This is a genomic window from Mycobacterium shunyiense (assembly GCF_058270035.1).
This window is the reverse complement of the sequence record NZ_JBZDPT010000031.1, coordinates 192,394-217,268: the sequence shown is the minus strand read 5'-3', so window position 1 is coordinate 217,268 and position 24,875 is coordinate 192,394. Positions and strand designations below refer to the sequence as shown.

The following is a 24,875-nucleotide window of genomic DNA, read 5'->3' as shown; positions in this document are numbered from 1 at the left end:
ATGCGGCTGAAACGCGCAGTCAGAATCCAGTTGATCGTGTTCGCGGTGATCGCCACTGTCGGCGTCACATTCATGTTCTTCGGCTACATGCAGGTACCGTCGGCGTTCTTCGGTGTCGGCCGATACACCGTGACGGTGCAGCTACCCCATGCCGGCGGGCTGTACCCCGAAGGAAACGTCACCTACCGCGGCGTTTCCGTGGGGCGGGTCGTGGACGTGCGGTTGACCGACTCTGGCGCCGCAGCGGTGCTGAGTCTCAAATCCGGCATTGACATCCCGGCCGATCTCGACGCCGAGGTGCACAGCGTTTCAGCGGTGGGCGAACAGTACGTCGCACTGCTGCCCCGAAGCCGAAACGCGACGCCGCTGAAGGACGGTGACGTCATACCGGCCGGCCGCACCAGCATTCCGCCGAACATCAACTCGCTGTTGGCCGAAGTCAACACCGGCCTGAAGGCGATTCCCAACGACAACCTGAAGACAGTGGTCGATGAATCCTACGTTGCGGTAGGAGGATTGGGCCCGGACCTCTCCCGGCTGCTGAACAGTACGATCTCGTTGTCGCGTGGTGCCAGGGAGAACCTGGACTCCTTCGTGACCCTGATCGACAAGTCAAAGCCGTTGCTGGACACCCAGGTCCAGTCATCGAACGCAATCCAAACCTGGGCGTCCAACCTGGCGACCGTCACGACTCAGCTGAAGAACAACGACTCGTCCGTCGGAGGCCTGCTGACCAAGGGCGCCAAATCGACCGAGGAGGTGCGCATGCTGGTCGACCGGCTACAGCCGACTCTGCCGGTGTTATTGGCCAACCTGGTCAGCGTGGGGGACGTGGCCCTGACCTACCGAGACAACATCGAAACGCTGCTGGTGGCGGTGCCGCAGGCGGTGGGCAACGTGCAGGGGATCCTGGTGGCCAACACCGGCACCAAACAGGATTACGTCGGCGCGTATCTGAGCTTCAACCTCAACCTGAACTCGCCGCCGCCTTGCACCACCGGCTTCCTGCCGGTCCAACAGCAGCGGGCGCCCGCTTTTGAAGACGCGCCGGATGTTCCGGAAGGCAACGTCTACTGCCGGATACCGCAGGACTCTCAGCTCACCACCGTCCGCGGCGCCCGTAACCTGCCCTGCGCAGGCCGTCCGGGCAAGCGGGCCCCGACGGTGAAGATGTGCGAGAGCGACGAGGAGTACATCCCACTCAACGACGGCTTCAACTGGAAGGGCGATCCCAATGCGACGTTGTCGGGCCAGGGAATCCCGCAGTTCGCCCCAGGCGAGGCGCCGCCCGAGCCCACCGGTGCCGGTATTCCGCCGCTGGCGGTCGTCGAGTACGACCCGGCCACGGGCAGCTACCTCGGGCCGGACGGGATGCGTCACACCCAGCGCGATCTGGCCCAACATCCCGGAGAGGAGAAGTCATGGGAGAACATGTTGATACCGCCGACGGGACAATGACCGACACCACCGACACCGAGGACTGCGACAGCTCGCTTGGGGTCGAAGCTGACGGAGTCTCGGATTCAGCCGCGCCGGCCGCCCCGCTGACCTCGCACGGACGAAAGGCGCTGGCTGTAGGCGTGGCCATCACGGTCGCGCTGGGCGCCCTGGTGGGCTGGCAGGGTTTTCGGTTGTCCCAGGCGCACAAAGACACTGCCGAGCGTGAGATGTTCGTGCAGACGGCGCGGCAGGGAGCGCTGAACCTGACCACGATCGACTGGGAGCACGCCGACCGTGATGTCCAGCGTGTGCTGGATTCCGCAACGGGTTCTTTCCGGGAGGACTTCGCCCAACGCTCGCAACCGTTTATCGACGTGGTCAAGAAGGCGCGTTCACGGTCGGAGGGCTCCATCACCGAATCGGCGTTGGAATCGCAGTCGCCGGACATCGCTCAGGTGCTGGTGGTCGCCAGTGTCGCCATCACAAATGCCGGTGCGGCTGAGCAGGAGCCACGACGATGGCGGATGCGGATGTCCGTCCAGAAGGTAGGCGACGAGATGAAGATCTCTCAAGTCGCCTTCGTGCCATGACAACAACCCAGATTGGTAGCACGGTGGAAACGACCGAGGAACGCAAAGTCGATGCCGGCAGTGAGGTCCCGCCGGCCGAAACAGAGGATAAGGACAGTTTGCCGGCCGATGCCGAGGACACCGACGAGGGTGTCGGCGCAGCGGAAGCGGCGCCGGCCAAACGTCGGACCAACTGGTCCCGGGCGATCACCTACGGTCTGTTGCCCGGTCTGGCGTTGCTGTTGGCCATCACGGCGGGTTGGTTGAAGTGGCAGGACTCCTCACTTCGGGTCTCCGAGCACAGCACGGCCGAAACCGTGGCAGCCGCTACCGAGGCGACCACGGCCATGCTGTCCTATCAGCCTGACTCGGTCGAGCAGGATCTGCAGGCCGCGCAGGACCGATTGACGGGGTCCTTCAAGGATTCCTATACCCAGTTGACCAACGACGTGGTGATTCCCGGCGCCAAGGCGCAACGGATATCGGCCGTGGCACAGGTCCCGGCCGCGGGTTCCGTGTCGCTGACGCCAAAGCACGCGGTGGTGCTGTTGTTCGTCAACCAGACCGTGATCATTGGCGATGAGGCGCCGACGGATTCGTCGTCGGTGGTCCGGGTGTCGATGGACCGGGTCGGTGACCGCTGGCTGGTCTCCGAGTTCGAACCCATCTAGGCCATCGGTCACCAGGGAGGTGTCATGAGGACCCAATATCTCACCGCGGCGGCCTTACTTGTTGCCGGGGCGGCAGGCTGCTCGCCGGGACCGGAAACGGGTGATCGTCAGGCCGGCCGGATGTCGCCGGGTATGGCGCAGTTGACCATCGACGGTGCCGATGCCGGACGGATCGAGGCGGTGGAATGCACACAGACCAAACACACGACGGCGATCACCATCGGAGACCGAGACCCGGTCGCAGCCGCGACGATCTCAAACCTGGATGACCTCACGGTCGACTGGGTCCGATTCCGGGACGCGAATGGTTTCACCGGCAGTTACAACGTCGGCCTGGGCGGGCAGGCGCAGGTTGTGCTCAGTGGATCGGCCTACCAGATCTCCGGTGTTGCGCGTGGTTTCAACGCCGGCACGCCGAGTCAACCGACTACCGCAGAATTCGCGATCGAGGTGTCCTGTTAACCGACCAGGAAAGGGTCACGGATTCATGGCGACTTCAGGATCAGCATGAAAACTATTGCATTGGTGGCGTTTGGCGTCCTTCCCGTCGCGCTCGCGCTACCGGTTACCGCGCACGCCGACAACAAACGGCTCAACGACGGTGTGGTAGCCAATGTCTACACGATCCAGCACCAGGCCGGCTGTACCAACGAAGTGCGCAAGAATCCGCAACTTCGCCAGGCGGCCGAGTGGCATGTCGCCGACTTGATGGCGAACCGGAATCTGGACGGCGACATCGGGTCTGACGGCTCCACCGCGGCGGACCGGGCGGTCGCGGCGGGATATCGCGGAACCGTCGCCGAGACGGTCGCGATCAACCCCGCCATTGCCATCAACGGAATCGAGATTCTGCGGCAGTGGTACTACAACGAGGCCTACATGGCGATCATGAGCAACTGCGCCAACACCGATATCGGTGTGTGGTCGGAAAACAGCCTCGACCGGACCGTGGTGGTGGCTGTGTACGGAACACCAGAATAGATCGAAAGTAGGTGAGCAGCAATGGATCCTAATCCGGACTATGACGCTAGCGATGAGGTCGAGTACTTCTTCAACTGGCTGGCGTGGGGGCTCCGCGGCAACTACCCGCCGCCGGCCTACCCGCCGGTGTAGGCGTACATGTCGAGTTCCGTGGTGAATCTCGGACCGGGAGCGCCAACGAGCGACGCCGGTCGGCTGAATCGAGCGGCGATCACCGTGGCGGGTGCGCTGCTGGCGATCGTGGCGCTGGTGGTATCGCTGTTGACGGCTGTTGTGGCGACGGCGGCCGAACGGGTGGAGTATCTGATGGTGCCGTCGGCGGCGATGGCCGGTGATATCCCGGTGGCGTTCCAGGGGGGCGGTCCGCACGCGGTGTACCTGCTGGACGCGTTCAACGCCGGTCCCCAGATCAGTAACTGGGTGTCGGCCGGCGGGGCGATGGACACCCTTGCCGGTAAGGGAATTTCGGTCGTGGCTCCGGCTGGCGGCGCGTTCAGCTTCTATACCGACTGGGAACAGGACGGCAGCAAGCAGTGGGAGACATTCCTGTCTCGGGAGCTGCCGGATTGGCTGGCCGCGAACAAGGGGCTGGCGCCGAACGGCCACGGTGTGGTTGGTGCGGCGCAGGGCGGTACAGCGGCGATGGCGCTGGCGGCCTTCCATCCGGCTCGGTTCCGGTTCGCCGGTTCGTTATCCGGGTTCCTGACTCCGTCCTCGACGACGCTCAACGGTGCAATCACCGCGGGCATGGCGCAGTTTGGTGGCGTCGACACCTACGGCATGTGGGGTGCCCCGCAGTTTGGTCGTTGGAAATGGCACGATCCCGATTCTCACGCACAGTTGTTGGTCGACAACAACACCCGGCTGTGGGTGTTCAGCCCGTCGACGCTCACCTGCAGTGACCCGGCGGCGATGATCGGCTACTGCGACCAGGCCCAGGGCAGCAACCGGAGCTTCTATGCGCACTACCGTTCGGCCGGTGGCCGCAACGGACACTTCGATTTTCCGGATGGACTGCAGCACGACTGGTCCAGCTGGGGCCCTCAGCTCGGTGCGATGTCCGGCGATCTCGTCGCCACCATAGGCCAGCCGAAATAGCTTTTCGATCACGGGTTCCGTTGCGGCGCCGGCGCGGTGAACAGGTCCCCGACAAACCCCTGAGAGGTGATGACCATGGGTGTCCAAATCGATGTGGCGGGATTGAGTAAATCTTTCGGGTCGTCAAAGATCTGGGAAGACGTCACGATGTCGATTCCCGCTGGCGAGGTCAGCGTGTTGTTGGGCCCGTCGGGTACTGGTAAATCGGTGTTCTTGAAGTCGCTGATCGGTCTGCTGCGTCCGGAGCGCGGTTCGATCGTGATCGATGGCACCAACATCTTGGAGTGCTCGGCCAAGGAGCTGTATGAGATCCGCACGCTGTTCGGGGTGTTGTTCCAGGACGGTGCGTTGTTCGGGTCGATGAACATCTACGACAACACCGCGTTCCCGTTGCGTGAGCACACCAAGAAGTCCGAGTCCGAGATCCGCAACATCGTGATGGAAAAGCTCGAACTGGTCGGTATGCCTAATGACGGGCACAAGTTCCCCGGTGAGATCTCCGGTGGTATGCGCAAGCGTGCCGGCCTGGCCCGCGCCCTGGTGCTCGACCCGCAGATCATCCTGTGCGACGAGCCGGACTCCGGTCTGGACCCGGTGCGTACCGCCTACCTGAGCCAGCTGCTCATCGACATCAATGCGCAGATCGACGCCACGGTGCTGATCGTGACGCACAACATCAACATCGCCCGGACCGTGCCGGACAACATCGGCATGCTGTTCCGCAAGCAGCTGGTGATGTTCGGTCCCCGTGAGGTGTTGTTGACCAGTGAGGAGCCGGTGGTCAAGCAGTTCCTCAACGGCCGCCGGATCGGGCCGATCGGGATGTCGGAGGAAAAGGACGAGGCCACCGCGGCCGCCGAGCAGGCCATGTTAGATGCCGGTCAGCACGATGGTGGGGTCGAGGAGATCGAGGGTGTGCCCCCGCAGCTGACCGCCACCCCGGGGATGCCCGAGCGTGCGGGTGTGGCCCGGCGTCAGGCCCGGGTCCGCGAGATCCTGCACACCCTGCCCCCGGCCGCCCAGGCCGCCATCCTCGACGACCTCGACGGCACGCACAAGTTGCCGGTGCACCAGTTCGGCGACGAGCCCAACGCACGCCACCACCGCCCGGTCGAGGACGAGACCTCAACGATCTCGATTGCGGCGACGGAGGTATAGCTGTGGATCGAGCCGAGGAATATACGTTCGTGTGGGGGCTCCTCGATGAAGCTGGCGTTATCTTGGATGACGCAGAACGCGCAAAGTTGTGTATCCGAATTGGTGCTGGCGAGTATCGAGAGACGATTATTGACCTGCTACAACGTTTCGCATCCAGCGGCACGGTGCTATTACCAGCCTTGTCGGTTTCACTTCGGACGTGGATGACCGGCTTCGTAGGCAGCGACTCCGAGATGTCGCTGCGGGATCTGGCAAGCCGAATCCGGCCTTCGAACGCCTCTAAGCCACACGTGCCTGTGGTTGGCGAACATCCACCGTTGCTGCGCGTACCCCGGCGGAGCGGTCACTCCGCACGGCGACTCGTTGAAGCGGAGCGATTCTGACACTGAACATCGTGGTACTGCAAGGCTTCTCTCCGTCGCACTTATCGTCCCCATTCGTGCAGCAGACTGTTCCGGCCGCAGTGCGTTAACGGCTGCCCGGGCAGATGAGGTCGGGTGTTCCCGCGGTGTTCCCGGGGAGCGGATCAACGAGGCTGTCCTGGATTACCTGCGCACCGGTTTGGCGGCAGGGATGAACGTGCCGGACCCCGCCGACCCTTCGCTGCGCACGGTGCGCGTCGTCGCGTAGGCGGTGCGAAGGTCGGCCACCAGTCCGTCGAACGCTTCGTCGCGGGTCTCCGACGGTCCGCGCAGCACGGCCGACGGGTGAATCGTCGCTACCAGCGCCGGGTCCCCGCCGGACGGCAGGCCTGCGATGTGGAGGATCTCCCCTCGGTGACGCGAGATCCGAAAGTCATTGCCCAGCAGTGATTTAGCCGCAGTCGCTCCGAGAAGGACCACGACCTCTGGGGAAACCGTGTCCAATTCAGCCAAGATCCATGGCCGGCACGCCTCCACCTCGGTGCGGCTGGGGGTCTTGTGGATACGGCGTTTGCCGCGCTCATTGGTGGTGAACTTGAAGTGCTTCACGGCGTTGGTCAGATAGAGCTCGTCGCGGTCGATCTCGGCAGCGGCCAGGGCTTTGTCCAAGAGGCGGCCGGCCGGGCCGACGAAGGGCTCTCCTGCCCGGTCCTCCTGGTCACCCGGCTGCTCGCCGATCAGCATCACCCGCGCGGACGGTCGTCCGGACCCGAAAACAGTCTGAGTGGCGTCGCGATATAGCGGACAGCCTTCACAGTGCCGCGCCGCACCGGCCAGCTCGGACAACTCATGTGTCTCGGGGACGAATGGCGCTGCGCTGTGCATTGCCGTGGAATACCCGATCAACCGTTTGCCACGCGCAAGTGCGGGTATTCGTTGTCATGACAACAGGAGATGATCGACATGACCGGGGCATACGCGGCTAAACGGGTATTGCATCGCAGGAGCAGCCTTGAGGCCGCGGTCCTGGGATTCGGCTGTCGATTCGCCGTGAAGAACGCGATCCGTGCCTGGGCGTTGCAGCCTGATCTGGCGTGGCCGCTCAGCTCCATCGATCATCTCGTCGGAGTGGTCCCGCGGCGATCGTCGGTGTCGGTGCAGCCCGTGGCACTGCCGAATTGCCCGACGGAACTGGTGCGCGCACCGGGGACATCGGGGCGTAACGCGATTCTGTACTTGCACGGTGGGGCGTTTCTTACCTGTGGGCTCAACACCCACCGTGCTCTGGCTTCTCGATTGTCGGCTGCGGCAGACGCACTGGTGCTCAACGTCGGCTACCGGATGTTGCCCGTGTGCGGCCTTGCCGACGCCGTCGAGGATGCCCTGGCCGGGTTGTCCTGGCTTCGACAGCGGGGTTACGGCGCCGAGCGGACAGTGATCGCCGGTGACTCGGCCGGCGGATACCTGGCCTTCGGGACGGCGCTGAGGTCGTTGGACCGCGGTGTGGTGCCGGCGGCCGGTCTGGCCGCGATCTCGCCGTTGATCGATCTGGACCCCGCGCAAAAACTGGCTCACCGCAACGTCTCTCGGTGCTCGATGTTCACCGGGGCGGCGTTGTCGGCCTTCGCCCGCTGTGTGCGGCGCAGCCAATGTGAGCCCAACCGTTGTGACGCCGAGCCGTTGATCGATCCGGCCACGGCGGATCTGACGGGTATGCCACCGGTCATGATCCACGTGGGCGCAGACGAATTACTCTTGGCAGACTCGGAATTGGTCGCCGACCGGCTGGCCGCCGCGCATGCATCGTGTGAGCTTCACGTCTGGAGCGGCCAGATCCACGACTTCCCGCTCGCCGCCGAGATCCTGCCGGAAGGCAGGCAGGCCATCGGCTACATGGGCGACTTCGTCAAAGGTGTGACCGCAGCACCTGCTCAGAGTGCAGCCTGATCGATCTGCCGGAGTTTCCCGCGGCGGTGCCGTGGGCATCCCACCACTATGAGCGATATCGAAAATGGCCCGGGCGACACTCTCTCGCCGAGTGAGTCAACCGATTCCGACGAAGTCGCCAACGCCGACGGCGACGACGTGGTCGATCCGCCGGAGCAGTGGCACGGCGCCGACCGGGCGGGCGAGCCGGAATCGCTCGAGAGCAAGCTGGATGCGGAGCGGCCCGACCGGCCGGCCGGGCCGGGGCCTGCGCGCGACGTCGACGAGGCGATCGCCGAGCCTGGCGGCTTCCGGATCGTGAGCCCCGACGACGAGTCTCAGGACGGTTGACAGCCGCTCCTTGACGAAGCTGGCGAAATCAGCACGGGCGGCGGCGAATTCCGTCTCAGCCGGCCTGGCGCTGCAGTGTGACCGAGGCGGTGTTGGCATCGGCGTGGGTGGCGATGCCGCTGCCCTTCGCCGTGACGGCCAGCGCCGTGCGGTCCCCGCGGAACAGGTCGCGGGAGAACTCGCACGGGGAACCGTTCTGGTCGTAGGTGACCCGCGTGATCAGCAGCAGTGCCGCCTTGGGCTTGATGCCGAGCAGAGTGGCTTCACTGCTGGTGGCGTTGACTGCCTCGATCCGCTCATCGGCCCGGCCGGTGACCAAACCGTATTGGGATTGCAGGATTTCGTAGAGTGACCCACCCAACTGCTGGTCGAGCAGGCCGGGGAAGGCGTCTGCGGGGAACTGGGCGTGTTCGAGCGAGATGGGCGAGCCGTCGGCCAGGCGCACGCGCTGGATCTCGATGACGTAATCGCCTGCGCCCAGACGCAGCGCGCTCCGGGTGGCGTCGTCGGGGGTGGTGATGCGCGTCGAGAGCACCCGGGTGCCGGCGACATATCCCTGGTTGGCCAGGAAGGCGGGCACACCGACCACGTCGGAGAGGTGCCGCTCCACCTGACCGTGGCTGATGAAGATGCCGCCGGCCCGGCCGATCACCCGGTGCACCATCCCGGCTTCTTCCAGCGCGGCCAGCACCTGGCGCAGGCTGGAGCGACTGGTGCCGTAGCGTTCGGCCAGGTCACGCTCGCTGCCGAGTTTGGCGCCGGGGGTGCCCGCGTTGATGTCGGCGACGATGTGCCTGCGCAACTCTTCGCTGTGAACTGCCACCCCGGCCCCCTGCCCGTGTATTGGTCCAGCCAATTCTATCCAGGTTGAACTAGAGTTCAGCGATCGCCATGTGCGATTCGGGCAGAATCTGTCCGCCGTCCACGACCAGCGACTGTCCGGTGATGTAGGCGGCCTCGTCGGTGGCGAAGAACAACGCCGCATTACCGATGTCGGCGACCGAACCGAGGCGACCGGCAGGTACTGCCGAGGCCATTTGGTTGAGGTAATCGGGGCCCATTTCGTCCAGCCCCTCGGTGACGATGTTGCCCGGCAGGACCGCGTTGACGGTGATTTTCTTGGGTGCCAGTTCCATCGCCGCGGTGCGCAGGAAGCCCAGCTGGGCGGCCTTGGATGCACCGTAGTGCGACCAGCCCGGGTATCCGGTGATCGGGCCGGTGATCGACGAGGTGATGACGACGCGTCCGTGGCCGCTGGCGGTCAGTGCCGCCAGGGCGGCCTGCACGATGTAGACGGTGCCCTTGAAGTTCACCGCAAGGACCTGGTCGATGTCGTCGGGGGTGAGGTCTTCGAGGCGTCCGGACGGGAAGATGCCGGCGTTGGCGCAGACGATGTCCAGGCCGCCGTGCCGTTCGACGGCGGCGTCCACCACCTGGCGGGCGTCTTCAGGACTGGTGACGTCGGCGCGCAGGGCGCTGACCCGACCCGGGGTGCCGGCGAGCGCCGAGACCGTCTCGTCGAGGTCGGCCTGGTTGCGGCCGGTGATCAAGACGTCCACGCCGGCATTTGCGAAGGTCTGGGCGATGCCGCGGCCGATGCCCTTGCTGCCGCCGGTGACGATGGCCGAGCGGCCCTGAAGCGATGCGAACATGGTTGAGATCCTTTGAGAGTCAGGTCAAGGTGAGGCCGTTGGAGCGCAGATAGCGCTCGGCGAGTTCACAGCTACCCGCGGCATAGCTTATGGCCTTGGTGGCCGATTCCCTGGAGTGGCTGTGGCTGCCCATCCAGGCCAGCAGCAATAGCCTGCGCAGCAGCACGAACGAGGCCAGCATGTCCTCGTCGGAGGCCGGCAGGTCGCGTCGCGTGCGGTAGCCGCTCACCCAGGCGTCCTGCCATTCCGGCAGGGCTGGGTCGTGTTCGATGAACGATACGGCGGTGCCGAAATCATAGAAGTGCCAACCGAATCCACAATCATCGAAGTCGATGACGGTGATGTTGGGAGTTCCTGCGGGATCAGGGTCAACCAACAGGTTGGCCAGCCGCAGATCGGCGTGGATCAGCCCGTAGACGTCGGACCCGGTGCCGTACGCCTGCAGCCGGTCATGCAGCAGTGCCTGGGCGCGTTCGAGCACCTGTTGCTCGGCCGGGCCGACGCCTTCGGCATCGTGCCAGCGGCCCCAGCGCGGTTTCGCGCCGAGGCTGTGCTCCCAGTCCCACGAGAACCGGCCGAACCCGGGCGGGCGTTCCCACCGCTGCGAATGGTCGTGCAGCGCAGCGGTGATCCGGCCCAGCGTGTGGAAATCGTCGAGGGTCAACGACCCCTCGTCGGGTTCGGCCCCGGCGACCATGCCGAAATGTACGACATGCCGGGCGACTCCTCCGGTCTCCTCGCCCTGGACCGTGACCAGCCGCCGACCGTTTCTGGCCGGTAGCACCGAGGGCACCGTGACGTCACTGTCAGTCTGAAGTGCCTGCAGCCAGTCCAGTTCGGACTCGATCTCGTGGGGCCGGTGGTAGTCCTGCCGGTGCACTCGAAGGATGGACCGGGTGCTGCCGTCCTCGACGAGATACGTGGCATTCTCGGACAGGTTCAGCAACCTCAGGGTCGCGTCTGTCCCGATGTCGTACTGGCGTAACGCCAGTTGTGCGACATCGATCTCGTCGGTGATGACCATTAGTGATCCCGTCCTTCGATACTGTCGAGCACTGCAGTGATCCGGTCCCGTGCCACCGTGACATCCGCGGTGCTGCCACCGATGTAGAGCCTTCCAGCAGCGCCGATCATCTGCACGTCGACCACGGTAAGCCCGGGTGCGGCGCGCTCCGCCTCGTTGGCCGCGACCGCCGCGAACAACGCCGGGGTCATCTCGTACACCAGCAGCGACTGCCCGGGCAGGATCATCGATGCCTGCCGGTTGCGGTTGAGGATCACCGCGTGCTGATCGGTGATGCTCTCGATGATGTCGTGGTAGAGGACCCGCGGCCGCAACTGATCGGATGCCTTGTTGCCGGTGCCGGCCAGGATCGCCTCGCCGGCCCGCCGGACATCGTCCAGGTTGGCCGAGTGGATCTCCAGGACTCCGAATTGGCGTTCCACGTAAAGGATTCCGGGCTGTATGCCGGGGACTTCACGCAGGGCCAGATCGATCACCCGCTCGATGGCCAGGGCGGGGGATACCTCGACGATGAGCGCATGCTCGCCCTCGTACGGCGGGTATCCCCTGGCCCGGGTCGGCGTTCCGAGGTACGCAGCGAACTGGCGCTGCAGGTCCTCCACCAACAGGTAGACGCGGATCTGGGTGCGAATCCGCGTGCTCTCCTCCGCTTTGGTAGGCATGACTACTTGCTGGCGACCGAGAAGTGTGCGCCGAGCTCGTTGTGCGGACGCGGGATGACGTGCACGCTGACCAGTTCGCCCACCTGGGAGGCAGTCTCGGCGCCGGCCTCGGTGGCGGCCTTGACCGCACCCACCTCACCGGTGACGATCACGGCGACCAGGCCGTCGCCGACCTGCTGCCGGTCGGTGATGGTGACGTTGGCGGCCTTCACCATGGCATCGGCGGCAGCGAGCGCAGCCACGAAGCCTTTGGTTTCGATCAATCCGATTGCGTTGCTGGACATAGGTGTTTCTCCTTATTTGTTGGGTTCGCTATCAGGGTTGGGTGTCTGTATTGATATCGATGGATCCGATGATGAGGGCGTCGACGGGCGGCGGGGTTCCGGTGAACCAACCCGACGCCACCGAGCCCTGGGCCACGAGGACGTGCTCGCCCACGCCGGTACCCAGGACGTCGAAGGCGATCAGCTTCGATCCGGTGCCGTCGACCTCGACCTCGAGGAAGGCGCCTGCGGGGATACCGTCGATGCGCCGGGTCGACCACACGTTGCCGGTGACAGTCGCTGCTAGCACTTTGGCTCCTTTTCAATCTTGATTCCCAAGGTGCGGGCCTTCTCCCGGGCCAGCGGGGTGAGCACCGCCTTGCGACCGAGCACGAGCGTGCCGCCGGCCATGTCGGCGATCTGGCGTTCGGTGACCGCGCCGCTGTCGATGCGCCTGCTGGCCCCGCCGGCCGACGTGCGGGATGCTCCGGCCAGCCGGAACCTGAGCCGGCCGGCCTTCAGATCAGCGCGCGTCTTGGGGCTTTCGAAGAGACGCAACAACTTCCGGACGAAGGTGTCGAGGTCCCTGTCGTTGGCCAGCTGCACGGTCTCGGTGCGGTTCTTGCCGTCGACGGCGCGGGGCCCGGTGGGTTCCACACCGAACTGGGCTGCGACCGTCGGCGGTGCCGACAATGCTGCGACCGTCGGCGGTGCTGTTGGAGCCGGAGCCGGTGGTGGGGGGACAGCCACCGGCCCCGGAGTCTTGGCGGCGGCGCCGGCATCCCGGACGGCCTCCCGCACCACCTCGCGCACCAGGGCGCGCAGCTCGTCACGGTTCATGCCGTGGCCCTGGCGAGTGCGTCCTGGGCGGCCTCGGCCGCGGTGCGGATGTCGGCTTCGGTGCCGGACAGGTAGACCCGGCCGGTGGCGCCGATCATCCGGAAGTCGACCACCTTGATGTCGGCGGCCTTCTCGGCCTCGTTGGTGGCCAGGATGGCGTACGACGCGGGCTGGACCTCGAGTACGAACAACGACTCACCCGGCAGCACCATCGACCCGATCTTGTTGCGGTTGATCAGGAATGCGTGCTGATGGTCGATGCTGGAGATGATCCGCGAGGCCAGCACATTCGGTGCCACAGCGCTTCCGGTGTCGCCGCCCAGCTCGTCGAGCGCGGCGTCGGCAGCGGCTTTGACCGCTCCGGTCTCGCCGTGGAACTCCAGGTAGCCGAATTGCCGTTCGACAACCAGGATTCCGGCCTTGACCTCGGCGTGTTTGAGGGCGACGTCGGTGACGCCCTCGATGTCCAGACCGGGAGCCACTTCGATGATCTGGGCGGCCTGGTCGGCCCGGGGCAGGGCACCTTTGATCCAGGTGCCCAGATACGACATGGTCTGCGGTTGCAGCCGGTCGATGAAAATGAAGGAACGAAGTTCAGCCACAGCCCTACCTCTTGATCAGTTGTGCGAGTTCTTCGACGACCAGTGCGCGCAGTTCGGCCCGCAGCGTGTCCAGCCCGGGGTCCGAGGACCGGTTGGCAGCCGGGTACGAACGGCGCGGCGTGACGGGTACGCCGTCGCGGTCGTTGGTGGCGCGGGGATATTCGGGCACCGGACCGGCGGGGGAGTGCCACGGGTTGATGCCCGCGAAATTGCCCATCGGCACCCCGGCGTCGCTGTTGTAGGCGACACGGGCCCAGTTGACCAGGTTCTGCGGCTGCAGGTTCTCTCCGATCGAACTGCGACCGACAAACCCGGTGCCGATGGTCATCGACGGTGCCAGGTTGGTGTCCAGCCCGGAGCTTCCGGTGGAGTTTCCGACGTTGACCGATACCCGTAGCACGGGAACCTGCGCGGCGAAATCGGTGATGACCGAGGGGTTCTCGCTGTGGATGGCGGCCGAATGCCCGGCCCCGCCGATCCGCACCACGGCCCGGGCCGCGCGAATGCCTCGCGCGGCGTCGGCAGCGGTGGTCATGCCGAGCACCGGGGACAGCTTCTCGTGGGCCAGCATCTCCTCGGTGATCACGTCGTCGAACGGCGCGATCAGCACGCGGGTCTTCGGGGTCACCCGCAGGCCGGCCTGCCCGGCGATCCACGCAGCGTCCCGTCCGACCACATCGGTGTTGAGGTGGCCGTCGGCGAACATGTAGGCCCGCAGCCGCCGGGCGCCGTCCTCGTCGAGGATGTGCGCCCCGGCCCGGGTCAGCGCCGAGCGCAGCTTGTCGGCGACGGCCTCTTCGACGATCAGCACCGACTCGTTGGTGCACAGCACCGAATTGTCGAATGCCTTGCTGTCCACGATCCGCTTGGCGGCGGCGTTGATGTCTGCACTGGCGTCGACGAACACGGGGACGTTGCCCGGGCCGACCCCGAGCGCCGGGTTGCCCGACGAGTACGCGGCTCGGACCACGCCGGTGCCGCCCGTGGCGACGATGACGTCGGTGCGTTCGTCGGCCATGAGCGCCTGGACCAGGGGAATCGACGGCTCATCGACGACTTGCACGATGCCGTCGGGCGCACCGGCCGCGACGGCGGCCTCGGCGAGCACGCGGGCGGCCTCGACCGAGCACTGCTTGGCCCGGGGATGGGGCGCGACGACGACGGCGTTGCGCGTCATCAGTGCCAGGATCACCTTGAAATACACGGTGGCAACGGGATTGGTGGTGGGCGTCAGTGCCAGCACCACCCCCGCGGGGCGAGGCAGTTCGACGATCTTGCGAGCCTCGTCGATCCGGGGTGACACATAGTCTTCTCCGCGGTAGTAATCGACGATGCCGCGCGAGCAGGCCCGGTTCTTGGTGACCTTGTCAGCCACCACACCCATGCCGGTCTCGGCGACCGCCTCGGCGGCAAAGCGCTCGGCCTCGGCGTAGCCGGCCTCGGCCACCGCGTTGACGATGTTGTTCACCGCGGCTGCGTCGTAGTCGGCGTAGGCCGCGGCGGCCCATCTGGCCCGTTCGAGCATGTGGCCCGCCTGTGCAGTACTGGTCATGATGCCTTCCGTCCGATGGCGGCGGTCTTGGCCCGGCTCACCGCTACTTCGAGGCGGTCCAGGACGTCTTCGCACAACTCGCGCGAGAGCAGAAGACCCGGTTTGAACTGCAGCACACGGGGATCCAGTGTCGAGAAGATCGCCCAGACCCCGTTCTGGTAGAGCTCGCGCATCACGAACTTCGCGCCCTCGGGATGGTCGAACTCCAGACCGATGACCACACCGTTCTGCCGGATCCCGACGAACCAGTCCGGATGGTCGGCCTGGATGCGGCGCAGGCCCTGGTCGAAGATGTCGGAGATGTAATGGACCATCGAGCGCACCTCGGGGCGGGTACAGATCTCCAGGGTCTTGATCGCCGCGACACAACCGAGTTCGGCGCCGCCGAAGGTGGAGATGTGTCCGAAGCCGTCCTCATCGAGCCACTGCGCTGCCCGATCGCCGAGCAGGGCCGCGGTGATCGGGTACATGCCGCCGGACAGGCCCTTGCCGGTGACCAGGATGTCGGGTTCGATGCCGTGTTTGGTGATGGCCCACAGTTCACCGGTGCGCATCAGACCGGTCTGCACCTCGTCGGCGATGTAGAGCGTGCCGTGCTTCTCGGTCGCGGCCTTTACCGCTTCCAGGTATCCCGGTGCGGGAAGGGGGAATCCGTAGGTGGCCGGGATGGTCTCCATGATCACCGCGGCGACATCGCCGGGAGCCAGCACCTTCTCCATCGCGGCGATGTCGTTGAACGGCACCTGCAGGAACTCATCGGGTTGGTCGGCCAGGAAGAACTTGGCGAACCTGTCGTCGCCGGTGGCCACCGCCAGGCCGGTGTGGCCGTGATAGGCCTTGACGATCGAGACGATCTTGCGGCGCTTGGTCGCGTGCCGGGCGCTCTTGAGCGCGATGTCGATGGCCTCGCCGCCACCTGACCCGAACGCGACCTTCTTGATCGATGCCGGGGCCGTCTCGACCAGGCGCTGCGCCAGGGCGGTACGGGCCACCGAGGGAAAGTGGTGGTTACCGACGTCGAAGTGTTGCATGCCTTCGGTAATCGCCTGCATCACTTCGGGATTGCGGTGACCGAGGTTGTAGGTGCCGCCGTTGAGGTGCATGTCGATGAGACGACGCTGCTCCATATCCCATAGGAAGTAGCCTTCCCTGCGGTCGATCACCAGATCGACACCCGTATCGGTCCAGAACTGCGTCTTGTCTGGATTCCAGAACGTCTTCGCCCTATCCAGCACTTCGGCTTTGGATTCGAACGTGAACGTGCCGTAGTCGTACATGCGGCTCCCTTGAGTAGCTACCCGGTAGCTGTGATGGCCCTCACCGTAAACGGTCGCAACCATTTGTGTCAATGGTTGCGAGTAGCGCTTGCGAACCGCTTTTGGTCGTGCCAATATGCCTTAGGTTCGCACTGTGGCCCAGGCCACATCGAGCATCCACTGTTACCTGGAAGGTATTCCGCTAGATGACCGAACAAGTTGTCGCAAAGAGCGAATCTGCAGCTCACGATGTACAGCGACTAAAGCGCAACGCCGTCGGGACGGTCGGCGTGATCTTCATGGCGGTGGCGACGGCTGCACCGATCACCGCAATGGTCGGCAATGTCCCGATCGCAGTTGGCTTCGGAAATGGTTCACACGCTCCAGCCGGCTACATCGTGGCGACGGTCGTCCTCGGCCTCTTCGCCGTCGGCTACGCGACCATGGCCAAGCACATCACCACCACCGGCGCGTTCTACGGCTACATCTCCCACGGCCTCGGCCGTATCGTCGGGATGGCCAGCGGCGGGCTGATCACCATGGCCTACGTGGTTTTCGAGGCCTCGCTCATCGGGATCTTCTCGTTCTTCTTCCAGAACTTCATGCAATCCCAGCTCGGTGTCCATATCCACTGGATCATCCCGGCATTGCTGATGCTGGTGATCAACGCGGCCCTGACCTACTTCGATGTCAACCTGACCGCCAAGGTGCTCGGCGTGTTCCTGGTGACCGAGATCGTGATGTTGGCGCTCGGCGCGGTGGCGGTGCTGTTCAAAGGCGGCGGCCCGCAGGGATTCGCGATCGCCGAGACCATCAACCCGATTGGCGCCTTCTCTCCGGCAGCTGGAATCGCCGGTGCGAGCGCCGGATTGGGCCTGTTCTTCGCATTCTGGTCATGGGTCGGGTTCGAGTCGACCGCCATGTACGGCGAGGAGTCGCGTAACCCCAAGAAGATCATCCCCCGCGCCACGATGCTGAGCGTCGTCGGTGTCGGCGTGTTCTACGTGTTCGTGTCCTGGATGGCGATCGCCGGTACCGGTCCGCAGCACGCGGTGGAACTCGCGCAGGACTCCGCCACGTCCTCGGAGATCTTCTTCGCCCCGGTGCGGGATGCCTACGGCGAATGGGCGATCACCGTGTTCAACGTGCTGCTGGTCACCGGATCGTTCGCCTGCGGGATGGCATTCCACAACTGTGCCTCGCGCTACCTCTACGCGCTCGGTCGCGAAGGTCTGTCCAAGGGACTGCAGAAGACCATCGGCTCAACACATCCCACACACGGTTCGCCCTACATCGCCTCGTTCGTGCAGAGCGGTATCGCACTGGTGATCATCCTGGCCTTCCTGTTCGCCGGAATGGATCCCTACGTGCACATGTACACGCTGCTCGCGATCCTCGGGACGATGGCGATCCTGATCGTGCAGTCGCTGTGTGCCTTCTCGGTGATCAGCTACTTCCACATCCGGAAGAACCACCCGGTGTCCAAGCACTGGTTCAAGACGCTCATCGCCCCCGGCCTCGGCGGGATCGGCATGCTCTATGTCGTGTACCTGCTGTGGGAACACAAGGACGCCGCCGCGGGCACCGCATCCGGCACCCTGCTGTTCAAACTGACGCCGTGGATCGTGGTGGGCATCTTCGTCCTCGGCGCTGGAATGGCCACCTACTTCAAGCTGCGCGATCCGCGTCGCTACGAGTTGATCGGCCGGATCGTGTTCGAGGACAACGTTGTTCGAGATTGACGCGTTCGACCGGTAGATGGACTCCTTCGAGCGTCTCCTGCTGAAGTTCGTCCTCGCGTGGGCTCCCTACGGGGGTCCGCGCGAGGACGACGTCTGGCTCGAGTTCGGTATGACAACCGACCAGCTATGCCTGCGCTTCGCCCGGACCGTCCAGTGCCTGGTGCCCAGGGCCGGTTCCCTCTCGAGAGCCGACCGCTGTCTGCTGGAACGGGCCTGCGTGTACCTGCGTCACCGCCGCGAACTAGCCGAACGCCGCCCGTAGATAGCCGGCTTGACTGGCCATGAAGGCTTGGGCCACGGGGGTTTTCGCTGCGATCTGATCGAACCCGTGGAAAGCTCCGTACACCTGCTCGACCTGGCAGTCCACCCCCGCCGCGCGCAGCCGCTCGGCGTAGGCCAGGTCCTCGTCGTGGAACAGGTCCAGCGTGCCCACCCCGATCCAGGTCGGCGGCAGCCCGGCCAGATCCTGGCGGCGACCCGGTACGGCGACGGCCGGATCGGCGCCGCCGAGGTAGGCCGACCAGCCGAATCTGTTGCTGCCCTGGGTCCACAGCCGATGACCGGGGTTCTCCAGCTCCGGGCCCACCGAGCGGTCGTCCAGCATCGGATACACCAGGATCTGGGCCGCCAGCTGTACCTCCCCGCGATCGCGGGCCAGCAGGGCGAGCGCCGCGGCCAGGCCGCCTCCGGCGCTGGCACCGGCGACGGCGACCCGGGTGGGATCGACCGCGGGCAGCCCCGCCAGCCACTTCAGCGCGGCATAGCAGTCCTCCAACCCGGCCGGGTAGGGATTCTGCGGCGCCAGCCGATACTTGACGGCGGCCACGGTGGCACCGAGTTCCTTGGCGAACCGCCGGCACAGGGCGTCATCCTGTGCCGGGCTACCCAGCACGTAGCCGCCGCCGTGGATCCACAGCAGCGCCGGCGTCGGCTCGGTGACTCCCTTCGGGCGAAACAGCCGGACGCCTGCTCCCGAGCTCAGGGTCAACACCTCGACGTCCTTGGGTGTCTGCCGGTTCTGCAGGCGGGTCAGCCGCTGCAGCAACGGCAGCGAACGCCTGGTCACCAGCTGGCGCGGGATGAACCGGGCGATGCGTTCAAGATCGGGGTGAAAGGCTGTGCTGACGGTCACACCGTCAGTTCTACCGTGCCGGTCTGGTCAGCTGTTGTTGAAGGCTATAAACAGTGCCGCGATCGCGTCGTCACGGACCACGATGTAGTTCGTCAGGATCAGTTCGTCAGGCAGGTTCGTCTTGTCGAACTCGCCGTCATAGCGGGCGCACACGACGATCACCCCTGGCCGTACGTCGGCGTCGGTGACCTCCATGGTGACGCGGTCACCGGTGATTTCCCGGGCGATCCAAGTGCGGATGGCCGCGGTATCGGCGAACTCGCGGTGGTTGTCGTTGACCACGGCGTCCGCCGTGAAGGTGGCTAGCACGGTATCGGTGTCGAAGTCGTTGACTGCGTCGACGTAGCGGCGCACGACTGCGGGGAGCTGATCTGAGATATCACGGGACATGACGTCAGGCTCGCGTCGTCGGCGGCGGGAGAGTCAACCCCGGCGCCGTGCTTGAGTCTCCCCCTGGGGGAGACGCCACACTGGGCACGTGAACATCGCCCTGTCCATCGGCGACTTCTCGCGGATGACGCAATTGCCGGTCAAGACGCTGCGGCACTACCACGAGGTAGGCCTGCTCGTACCCGACCGCATCGACTCTTCTTCGAGCTATCGCTACTACACCGTCGAGCAGGTGGCCACTGCGCAAGTGGTGCGCCGCCTGCGTCAGCTCGACATGCCGATCGCCGATTTACGCGCGGTGCTCGCTGTCGCACCGGCCGAGCGCAATGCGTTGATCAGTGATCATCTGCGACGGCTGGAGGATCGGCTTACCGCCACCCGCAGCGCCGTCGAGTCCTTGCGGGCCATCCTGGAGCCGCCGGATGAGACGTCGAGCATCGAGTACCGCAGTGTCCCGGCGGTTGCGGCCGCCGCGATCACGGCGACGGTGGATCGTGACGATCTGCCGGCCTGGTGGCAGGGCGCGGTCGGGGAACTTCGCGCCACGGTCCACGCCGATCCCGGGCTGGTGGCGACCGGCGCACCCGGCGCGTTGTTCGGGTTCGACATCTTCAGCGGTGACCGCGGCGCCGCGACGGTCTTCATCCCGGTCGACGGCCGCGTTCGCCCGGTCGGCCGGGTCGAACGGCAGACCGTCCCGGCGGCCGAACTCGCGGTGGTGAACCACCGTGGTCCCCACGATGATGTGGACCTGGCATACAGCGCACTCGGCGAGTATGCGACACAGCGGGAGATCAGTGTCGAGGGTCCGCTGCGCGAGTACTACGAGCGATTCGTCTGGGACACAGATGATTCCGCGCAGTGGCGTACCACTCTGTGCTGGCCGGTCTTTCGGGCCGACGCATGAACGCCCTCGACGGGCGGCGCGCGGTGGTCACCGGCGGTACCAAGGGTGCCGGCGCGGCGATCGTCCACCGACTGCGGGCCGCCGGCGCTCACGTCACCGCGGTGGCTCGTCGCCCCGACCGTGACGGCGCCGCGGCGGCAGACGATTTCCTCGCCGCGGACCTCACCTCGGAGGCCGACATCGCCGACCTGGCGTCGCACATCCGTCAGAACGGCGGCGCGCACATCGTGGTCCACACGGCGGGCGGCTGCAGCGCACCACCCGGAGGGTTCGCATCGCTGAGCGATCGGAACTGGGCCGACGAGCTGAACCTGAACCTGCTGGCGGCGGTCCGGCTCGACCGGGCATTGCTGCCGACGATGATCGACGACGGCCGGGGTGCGGTGGTGCACGTCGGATCGATCCAGAGCCGGATGCCGCTCTACGACGGAACCCTGGGGTACGCCGCGGCCAAGGCGGCGCTGCGGGCCTACAGCAAGGGCCTGGCCAATGAACTGGCGCCCAAAGGTGTTCGGGTCAACACCGTTTCACCCGGGTTCATCCAGACCACGGCGGCCGAGGCGTTGATCGATCGCATTGCCACGGCCACCGACGGATCCCGAGAGGACGCCCTCGAATCGCTGATGTCCGCGCTCGGTGGCATCCCGCTCGGCAGGCCGGCCCAGCCTGCCGAAGTCGCAGAAGTGGTCGCGTTTCTGGTGTCGGATGCGGCCTCTTCCATCGTGGGTGCCGACATTGTCGTCGACGGCGGTACCGTCCCGACGGTGTAGACGCGCCCGCGAGCTATTTCAGCAGCGGGTCGCGGGGCAGGCCGAGGATGCGTTCGGCGATGGTGTTGCGGGTGATCTCCGATGTGCCACCGGCGATCGTCATCGCTCGGTTGCCGAGGTAGGCCCGGGTCAGCTTCGACGTCTGTCCGGTCACCCCGGCCGTGCCGACCAGGTCCATACCGAGTTCCGTCAGATGCTGAGAGTGCTCGGCCACCAGCAGCTTGGTGACGTTGCCCTCCGGTCCTGGCTCGGTGCCTGCGATGGCCCGGCTGACCCGGCGCAGGTTCAGCAACCGGAGCGTGTGGCCGACGGCAATCACTTCGCCGGCGCGGCGCACGTACCGCGCGCCGTCGGGGTCGGCGTCGATCAGGGCGACCAGCTCGTCGGCGTCGAATCCGGTCGGGGCCGCGGACCCGCCGCCGATCGAGATGCGCTCATTGCCCAGGGTGGCCCGCGCGACCAGCCAGCCCTTGTTCACGTCGCCGACCACGTCGGCGTCCGGAACGAATACGTCATCGAAGAACACCTCGTTGAAGTGTGCGTCACCGGTCAGGCCACGCAACGGATTCACCGTCACTCCAGGTGATTTCATGTCGATCGCCATCATCGTGACGCCGGCGTGCTTGGGTGCGTCGGGGTCGGTGCGCACGGTGGCAAGGCCCCACTGGCAGTGCTGAGCCAGGCTGGTCCACACCTTCTGACCCGTTACCCGCCAGCCGCCGTCGACCTTCTTGGCGGCGGTCCGCACGGCGGCCGCGTCCGAACCCGCTCCGGGCTCGGAGAACAGCTGGCACCACATCACCTGACCGCGCAGCACGGGTTCCACCCAGCGCTCGCGCTGATCGTCGGTACCGGCTTGGGCGATGGTCAGAGTCACCCAGCCGGTGATGCCCATGTCTGCGCGCTCGACGTCGGTGAATTCTTCCTCGATCACCAACTGTTCCAACACATCTGCGGCGCGCCCGTAGGGCTTGGGCCAGTGCGGCACCAGGTAGCCGGAATCCACCAGATAGTCGCGGCGCTTGTCCTCGGGCAGCGCCCGCACCGCCGATGCGGCGGCCTGTGCGTCCTGGCGGTACTGCTCGGCGTCTTCGGGCAGTGTGAACGACGCCCCGTGCGCCTGCCCGCTGCGTTGCCCGTCGACGACGTCGACCAGCGGATCGGCGCCGTCACCGAGCACTGCGGCCAGGGTCCGGGCCCGGCGCAGGTACAGGTGCGCGTCGTGCTCCCAGGTGAAGGCGATGCCGCCGTGCAGTTGAACGTTGGTCTGGGCGCAGAAGATCTGGGCCCGGATGGCGTGGGCGGCGGCCACCGCGGCGGCGAACCGGGCACCGTCGAGAGTGTCGGCGCGGGCGGCGTCCCACACTGCTGCGGTGGTCTGTTCGGCGTCGACGAGCATGTTGGCCGCGTGGTGTTTGACGGCCTGGAAGGTGCCGATGGTGCGACCGAACTGCTCACGTACCTTGGCGTACTCGACGGCCATGTCCAGTGCGGCCCAGGCGACACCGACCGCCTCGGCTGAGCCGAGGATGCGGAACACCGTGCGGGCCCCGCGCGCCGCGCCACGCAGGATCCGGCTCTCGTCGACGGCCACGGCACGCAGGTCGACCGCGCCGATGCTCCGGGTGGTGTCCAGGGAATCCTGTGCGGTGACGGTGATTCCGTCCGCCATCGCGTCCAGGATGACGACGTCGTCGCCGGCGGCCAGGACCAGCACCTGCGCGTCGGGGGCGCCCAGCACCGCGCGGGCCTGTCCGCCGAGGAGTCCGTCGGCGTCGATGCTCACCGAGCCGGCCAGTCCGAGTGCTGCCACGGTCGTTCCCTCGGCGAGGCCCGGGAGGAGTTCGGCGCGAACGGAATCCGGTGCATACCGGTCGATGACCACAGCCGCGGACACGGTGGGCAGGAACGGTCCCGGGGACAGTTCGCGTCCGGCGACCTCGGCCACCACGGCCAGCTCGGGCAGACCGAACCCGGAGCCGCCGTACTCCTCGGAGACGGCCAGTCCGTTCCAGCCGAGTGCGGCGCCCGCCGCCCAGATCTCGTCGGGATAGCTGCCCGCCTTCTCCAGGGTGGCGCGGGCGGCTGCGCGGCTGTCGAGACGGTTCAGCTGCCCGAGTGCCGCATCGGCGAGATCCAGGTGCTCTTCGGTGATGGCCAGCGCAGACTTAGTCATGGTTAGCGAAGCTAACGGGGGTTACGCGGCCAAGTCGACGTGATGCAGGTCACAATCCGACGCCGGGTGGACAAGTCGGCGAAGTTGTCGCCTGAGTCAATAGGCTGCGGGGTACGCTCGCGCAATGACGGCACGACCGGATAACCGGTACCCCGCACCGACGCTCGCTGATCGAGCAAAATGGTTGCTGCATGCCAAGCCTTCCGACCATATGCTGGCGCTCAGCGTGGCATCGGCTTCGCTGCCGGTCGTGGGCAAGCACCTGGAACCGCTCGGCGCTCTTGCTGCCATGAGCGTGTGGGGATTCCGCCATCTGCCCGAGTTCGTCGCCTCCTCGGCGAAGTCATGGTTCGCCCCGGACAACAGCGAGTTGCGGCAGGCGGAGCGGGAGCAGACCAACGCCGTTGCCCAAGAGGCGCTGCGCGGGGTGGTCTCGCCGGCTGACCTGGCCATCGACTGGCCGGCCCCCGACAGCGTGGCGCCGTTGTGGCACACCTACGAGTACCGGCGCGACGTGTACCGAACCTCGGTGCGCTACGGCGACGACCCGACCCAACTGCTCGATGTGTGGCGGTCCAAGGATCTGCCCAGCGCAGCCCCCGCTCCCGTCCTGTTGTTCGTGCCGGGCGGTGCCTGGGTACACGGTGGCCGGATCCTCCAGGGCTACGCGCTGTTGTCACATCTGGCCCAGCAGGGCTGGGTGTGTCTGTCGATCGATTACCGGGTGGCCCCGCATCATCGCTGGCCGCGCCACATCACCGACGTCAAGGCCGCCATCGCCTGGGCGCGGGCCAATGTCGACAAGTTCGGCGGCGACCGCAACTTCGTCGCCCTCGCGGGCTGCTCGGCCGGCGGTCATCTGGCCGCGCTGGCCGGGCTCACCCCGAACGACCCCGAGCTCCAGGGAGACCTGCCGGAGGGCGCCGACACCTCGGTCGATGCCGTAGTGGGCATATACGGGCGCTACGACTGGGAGGACCGCTCCACCGAGGAGCGGGTCCGGTTCGTCGATTTCCTGGAACGGATCGTGGTGGGCCGCAAGCTCGATCGGTATCCGGAGATCTTCCGGAAGGCCTCACCGATCGCGCAGATCCATCCCGATGCACCGCCGTTCCTGGTTATCCACGGCACCGGCGACAGTGTCATCCCGGTCGCGCAGGCACGCAGTTTCGTCGACAAGCTCAGGGCGGTGTCGCGGGCCGTGGTCAGCTACATCGAGTTGCCCGGCGCCGGACATGCCTTCGACATGACGGACGGGGCCAGAACCGGGACGATGGCTACGGCAATCGGCTTGTTCCTCAACCAGATTCACCGAAACCGGGCGATGGACGAGGCTAAAGCGGTCATATAG

The 24,875-nt window shown here is 65.9% G+C and carries 28 protein-coding genes; 14 read left to right on the top strand and 14 right to left on the bottom strand.

Going from position 1 to position 24,875, the window contains the following annotated elements; genetic code table 11:
* The 8 genes from AC4ELS_RS18230 (at nt 1) to mceG (ending at nt 5,917) form a co-directional block, all read left to right on the top strand.
* Nucleotides 1-1,458 (top strand): MCE family protein, encoded by a 1,458-nt coding sequence (locus AC4ELS_RS18230; RefSeq protein ID WP_448448081.1) that lies wholly within the window; start codon nt 1-3, stop codon nt 1,456-1,458.
* Nucleotides 1,422-2,030, top strand: coding sequence for an Rv1363c family protein (locus tag AC4ELS_RS18225; RefSeq protein WP_418009080.1), 609 nt, complete (start codon nt 1,422-1,424; stop codon nt 2,028-2,030). The genes AC4ELS_RS18230 and AC4ELS_RS18225 overlap by 37 nt, the downstream gene beginning before the upstream one ends.
* Nucleotides 2,027-2,680: an Rv1363c family protein gene (locus AC4ELS_RS18220; RefSeq protein WP_418009079.1), complete on the top strand. Its 654-nt coding sequence runs from the start codon at nt 2,027-2,029 to the stop codon at nt 2,678-2,680. Before AC4ELS_RS18225 ends, AC4ELS_RS18220 begins: the two co-directional genes overlap by 4 nt.
* Nucleotides 2,681-2,704: 24 nt before the next feature.
* Nucleotides 2,705-3,142, top strand: a complete 438-nt coding sequence (locus AC4ELS_RS18215; RefSeq protein ID WP_418009078.1) for a lipoprotein LpqH — start codon at nt 2,705-2,707, stop codon at nt 3,140-3,142.
* Between the two features lie 45 nt (nt 3,143-3,187).
* A complete protein-coding gene (locus AC4ELS_RS18210) occupies nt 3,188-3,661 on the top strand; it encodes a CAP domain-containing protein (protein ID WP_418009077.1) in 474 nt (157 codons plus the stop codon).
* Nucleotides 3,662-3,682: 21 nt separating this feature from the next.
* Nucleotides 3,683-3,793, top strand: a complete 111-nt coding sequence (locus AC4ELS_RS18205; RefSeq protein ID WP_109757068.1) for a hypothetical protein — start codon at nt 3,683-3,685, stop codon at nt 3,791-3,793.
* A gap of 6 nt (nt 3,794-3,799) precedes the next feature.
* Nucleotides 3,800-4,759 (top strand): alpha/beta hydrolase-fold protein, encoded by a 960-nt coding sequence (locus tag AC4ELS_RS18200; RefSeq protein ID WP_448448084.1) that lies wholly within the window; start codon nt 3,800-3,802, stop codon nt 4,757-4,759.
* A 75-nt stretch (nt 4,760-4,834) separates the two neighbouring features.
* A complete protein-coding gene (mceG, locus tag AC4ELS_RS18195; RefSeq protein ID WP_418009076.1) occupies nt 4,835-5,917 on the top strand; it encodes an ABC transporter ATP-binding protein MceG in 1,083 nt (360 codons plus the stop codon).
* A 545-nt stretch (nt 5,918-6,462) separates the two neighbouring features.
* Here mceG and AC4ELS_RS18190 read toward each other — a convergent pair.
* Entirely contained in the window at nt 6,463-7,164 is a 702-nt protein-coding gene (locus AC4ELS_RS18190; protein WP_448448087.1) for a UdgX family uracil-DNA binding protein, read from the bottom strand.
* A gap of 69 nt (nt 7,165-7,233) precedes the next feature.
* On the opposite strand from AC4ELS_RS18190, the gene AC4ELS_RS18185 reads away from it, so the two are divergent.
* Nucleotides 7,234-8,226: an alpha/beta hydrolase gene (locus AC4ELS_RS18185; protein WP_498884516.1), complete on the top strand. Its 993-nt coding sequence runs from the start codon at nt 7,234-7,236 to the stop codon at nt 8,224-8,226.
* Between the two features lie 48 nt (nt 8,227-8,274).
* The gene (locus tag AC4ELS_RS18180) at nt 8,275-8,556 is read left to right on the top strand and encodes a hypothetical protein (protein ID WP_448448091.1); all 282 of its coding nucleotides are present in this window, start codon (nt 8,275-8,277) and stop codon (nt 8,554-8,556) included.
* Between the two features lie 55 nt (nt 8,557-8,611).
* On the opposite strand, the gene AC4ELS_RS18175 is transcribed toward AC4ELS_RS18180, so the two are convergent.
* Genes AC4ELS_RS18175 through AC4ELS_RS18130 form a run of 10 tightly spaced genes read right to left on the bottom strand, consistent with a single transcriptional unit; the run spans nt 8,612 to nt 16,428 of the window.
* Nucleotides 8,612-9,379 carry a GntR family transcriptional regulator gene (locus tag AC4ELS_RS18175; RefSeq protein WP_064882003.1) on the bottom strand — a complete coding sequence of 256 codons (768 nt, stop codon included), beginning with the start codon at nt 9,377-9,379 and terminating at the stop codon, nt 8,612-8,614.
* A gap of 49 nt (nt 9,380-9,428) precedes the next feature.
* Nucleotides 9,429-10,208: a 3-oxoacyl-ACP reductase FabG gene (gene fabG, locus AC4ELS_RS18170; RefSeq protein WP_064913152.1), complete on the bottom strand. Its 780-nt coding sequence runs from the start codon at nt 10,206-10,208 to the stop codon at nt 9,429-9,431.
* Nucleotides 10,209-10,227: 19 nt separating this feature from the next.
* Complete coding sequence (locus AC4ELS_RS18165; RefSeq protein WP_448448093.1) at nt 10,228-11,232, bottom strand: phosphotransferase enzyme family protein; 1,005 nt, start codon at nt 11,230-11,232, stop codon at nt 10,228-10,230.
* A complete protein-coding gene (locus AC4ELS_RS18160) occupies nt 11,232-11,894 on the bottom strand; it encodes a hypothetical protein (protein WP_064882009.1) in 663 nt (220 codons plus the stop codon). The genes AC4ELS_RS18165 and AC4ELS_RS18160 overlap by 1 nt, the downstream gene beginning before the upstream one ends.
* Before the next feature lie 2 nt (nt 11,895-11,896).
* A complete protein-coding gene (locus AC4ELS_RS18155) occupies nt 11,897-12,178 on the bottom strand; it encodes a BMC domain-containing protein (protein ID WP_019347921.1) in 282 nt (93 codons plus the stop codon).
* Between the two features lie 31 nt (nt 12,179-12,209).
* On the bottom strand, nt 12,210-12,467 hold the full coding sequence (locus AC4ELS_RS18150) for a EutN/CcmL family microcompartment protein (protein WP_064882011.1): 258 nt from the start codon (nt 12,465-12,467) through the stop codon (nt 12,210-12,212).
* The gene (locus tag AC4ELS_RS18145; RefSeq protein ID WP_448448096.1) at nt 12,461-12,997 is read right to left on the bottom strand and encodes a hypothetical protein; all 537 of its coding nucleotides are present in this window, start codon (nt 12,995-12,997) and stop codon (nt 12,461-12,463) included. Before AC4ELS_RS18145 ends, AC4ELS_RS18150 begins: the two co-directional genes overlap by 7 nt.
* The gene (locus AC4ELS_RS18140) at nt 12,994-13,599 is read right to left on the bottom strand and encodes a BMC domain-containing protein (RefSeq protein ID WP_064957841.1); all 606 of its coding nucleotides are present in this window, start codon (nt 13,597-13,599) and stop codon (nt 12,994-12,996) included. Before AC4ELS_RS18140 ends, AC4ELS_RS18145 begins: the two co-directional genes overlap by 4 nt.
* A gap of 4 nt (nt 13,600-13,603) precedes the next feature.
* Complete coding sequence (locus AC4ELS_RS18135) at nt 13,604-15,151, bottom strand: aldehyde dehydrogenase family protein (RefSeq protein ID WP_448448099.1); 1,548 nt, start codon at nt 15,149-15,151, stop codon at nt 13,604-13,606.
* Nucleotides 15,148-16,428 (bottom strand): class-III pyridoxal-phosphate-dependent aminotransferase, encoded by a 1,281-nt coding sequence (locus AC4ELS_RS18130; RefSeq protein WP_064957843.1) that lies wholly within the window; start codon nt 16,426-16,428, stop codon nt 15,148-15,150. The genes AC4ELS_RS18135 and AC4ELS_RS18130 overlap by 4 nt, the downstream gene beginning before the upstream one ends.
* Before the next feature lie 185 nt (nt 16,429-16,613).
* Here AC4ELS_RS18130 and AC4ELS_RS18125 point away from each other — a divergent pair, with 185 nt between their 5' ends.
* The gene (locus AC4ELS_RS18125) at nt 16,614-18,149 is read left to right on the top strand and encodes an APC family permease (protein ID WP_064882020.1); all 1,536 of its coding nucleotides are present in this window, start codon (nt 16,614-16,616) and stop codon (nt 18,147-18,149) included.
* A 241-nt stretch (nt 18,150-18,390) separates the two neighbouring features.
* Here AC4ELS_RS18125 and AC4ELS_RS18120 read toward each other — a convergent pair whose 3' ends face one another.
* Together AC4ELS_RS18120 and AC4ELS_RS18115 are read right to left on the bottom strand one after the other, a co-directional pair.
* Complete coding sequence (locus AC4ELS_RS18120) at nt 18,391-19,281, bottom strand: alpha/beta hydrolase (protein WP_064882024.1); 891 nt, start codon at nt 19,279-19,281, stop codon at nt 18,391-18,393.
* A gap of 27 nt (nt 19,282-19,308) precedes the next feature.
* Nucleotides 19,309-19,671 carry a nuclear transport factor 2 family protein gene (locus tag AC4ELS_RS18115; RefSeq protein WP_448448102.1) on the bottom strand — a complete coding sequence of 121 codons (363 nt, stop codon included), beginning with the start codon at nt 19,669-19,671 and terminating at the stop codon, nt 19,309-19,311.
* 88 nt (nt 19,672-19,759) lie between these two features.
* Here AC4ELS_RS18115 and AC4ELS_RS18110 point away from each other — a divergent pair, with 88 nt between their 5' ends.
* Nucleotides 19,760-20,578: a MerR family transcriptional regulator gene (locus AC4ELS_RS18110; protein WP_448448104.1), complete on the top strand. Its 819-nt coding sequence runs from the start codon at nt 19,760-19,762 to the stop codon at nt 20,576-20,578.
* Nucleotides 20,533-21,348 (top strand): SDR family oxidoreductase, encoded by an 816-nt coding sequence (locus tag AC4ELS_RS18105; protein ID WP_448448106.1) that lies wholly within the window; start codon nt 20,533-20,535, stop codon nt 21,346-21,348. The genes AC4ELS_RS18110 and AC4ELS_RS18105 overlap by 46 nt, the downstream gene beginning before the upstream one ends.
* A 13-nt stretch (nt 21,349-21,361) precedes the next feature.
* Here AC4ELS_RS18105 and AC4ELS_RS18100 read toward each other — a convergent pair whose 3' ends face one another.
* Nucleotides 21,362-23,524 carry an acyl-CoA dehydrogenase family protein gene (locus AC4ELS_RS18100; protein ID WP_448448107.1) on the bottom strand — a complete coding sequence of 721 codons (2,163 nt, stop codon included), beginning with the start codon at nt 23,522-23,524 and terminating at the stop codon, nt 21,362-21,364.
* A gap of 124 nt (nt 23,525-23,648) precedes the next feature.
* Here AC4ELS_RS18100 and AC4ELS_RS18095 point away from each other — a divergent pair, with 124 nt between their 5' ends.
* On the top strand, nt 23,649-24,875 hold the full coding sequence (locus AC4ELS_RS18095; RefSeq protein WP_448448109.1) for an alpha/beta hydrolase fold domain-containing protein: 1,227 nt from the start codon (nt 23,649-23,651) through the stop codon (nt 24,873-24,875).

What these genes read in the sequence shown, in the direction of transcription:
- AC4ELS_RS18145 (WP_448448096.1), bottom strand. Translation starts at nt 12,997, where the DNA reads ATGAACCGTGACGAGCTGCGCGCCCTGGTGCGCGAGGTGGTGCGGGAG.
- AC4ELS_RS18160 (WP_064882009.1), bottom strand. Translation starts at nt 11,894, where the DNA reads ATGCCTACCAAAGCGGAGGAGAGCACGCGGATTCGCACCCAGATCCGC.
- AC4ELS_RS18165 (WP_448448093.1), bottom strand. Translation starts at nt 11,232, where the DNA reads ATGGTCATCACCGACGAGATCGATGTCGCACAACTGGCGTTACGCCAG.
- mceG (WP_418009076.1), top strand. Translation starts at nt 4,835, where the DNA reads ATGGGTGTCCAAATCGATGTGGCGGGATTGAGTAAATCTTTCGGGTCG.
- AC4ELS_RS18225 (WP_418009080.1), top strand. Translation starts at nt 1,422, where the DNA reads ATGGGAGAACATGTTGATACCGCCGACGGGACAATGACCGACACCACC.
- AC4ELS_RS18125 (WP_064882020.1), top strand. Translation starts at nt 16,614, where the DNA reads ATGACCGAACAAGTTGTCGCAAAGAGCGAATCTGCAGCTCACGATGTA.
- AC4ELS_RS18115 (WP_448448102.1), bottom strand. Translation starts at nt 19,671, where the DNA reads ATGTCCCGTGATATCTCAGATCAGCTCCCCGCAGTCGTGCGCCGCTAC.
- AC4ELS_RS18200 (WP_448448084.1), top strand. Translation starts at nt 3,800, where the DNA reads ATGTCGAGTTCCGTGGTGAATCTCGGACCGGGAGCGCCAACGAGCGAC.
- AC4ELS_RS18205 (WP_109757068.1), top strand. Translation starts at nt 3,683, where the DNA reads ATGGATCCTAATCCGGACTATGACGCTAGCGATGAGGTCGAGTACTTC.
- AC4ELS_RS18185 (WP_498884516.1), top strand. Translation starts at nt 7,234, where the DNA reads ATGATCGACATGACCGGGGCATACGCGGCTAAACGGGTATTGCATCGC.
- AC4ELS_RS18130 (WP_064957843.1), bottom strand. Translation starts at nt 16,428, where the DNA reads ATGTACGACTACGGCACGTTCACGTTCGAATCCAAAGCCGAAGTGCTG.
- AC4ELS_RS18155 (WP_019347921.1), bottom strand. Translation starts at nt 12,178, where the DNA reads ATGTCCAGCAACGCAATCGGATTGATCGAAACCAAAGGCTTCGTGGCT.
- AC4ELS_RS18190 (WP_448448087.1), bottom strand. Translation starts at nt 7,164, where the DNA reads ATGCACAGCGCAGCGCCATTCGTCCCCGAGACACATGAGTTGTCCGAG.
- AC4ELS_RS18100 (WP_448448107.1), bottom strand. Translation starts at nt 23,524, where the DNA reads ATGACTAAGTCTGCGCTGGCCATCACCGAAGAGCACCTGGATCTCGCC.
- AC4ELS_RS18230 (WP_448448081.1), top strand. Translation starts at nt 1, where the DNA reads ATGCGGCTGAAACGCGCAGTCAGAATCCAGTTGATCGTGTTCGCGGTG.
- AC4ELS_RS18180 (WP_448448091.1), top strand. Translation starts at nt 8,275, where the DNA reads ATGAGCGATATCGAAAATGGCCCGGGCGACACTCTCTCGCCGAGTGAG.
- AC4ELS_RS18220 (WP_418009079.1), top strand. Translation starts at nt 2,027, where the DNA reads ATGACAACAACCCAGATTGGTAGCACGGTGGAAACGACCGAGGAACGC.
- fabG (WP_064913152.1), bottom strand. Translation starts at nt 10,208, where the DNA reads ATGTTCGCATCGCTTCAGGGCCGCTCGGCCATCGTCACCGGCGGCAGC.
- AC4ELS_RS18135 (WP_448448099.1), bottom strand. Translation starts at nt 15,151, where the DNA reads ATGACCAGTACTGCACAGGCGGGCCACATGCTCGAACGGGCCAGATGG.
- AC4ELS_RS18215 (WP_418009078.1), top strand. Translation starts at nt 2,705, where the DNA reads ATGAGGACCCAATATCTCACCGCGGCGGCCTTACTTGTTGCCGGGGCG.
- AC4ELS_RS18095 (WP_448448109.1), top strand. Translation starts at nt 23,649, where the DNA reads ATGACGGCACGACCGGATAACCGGTACCCCGCACCGACGCTCGCTGAT.
- AC4ELS_RS18210 (WP_418009077.1), top strand. Translation starts at nt 3,188, where the DNA reads ATGAAAACTATTGCATTGGTGGCGTTTGGCGTCCTTCCCGTCGCGCTC.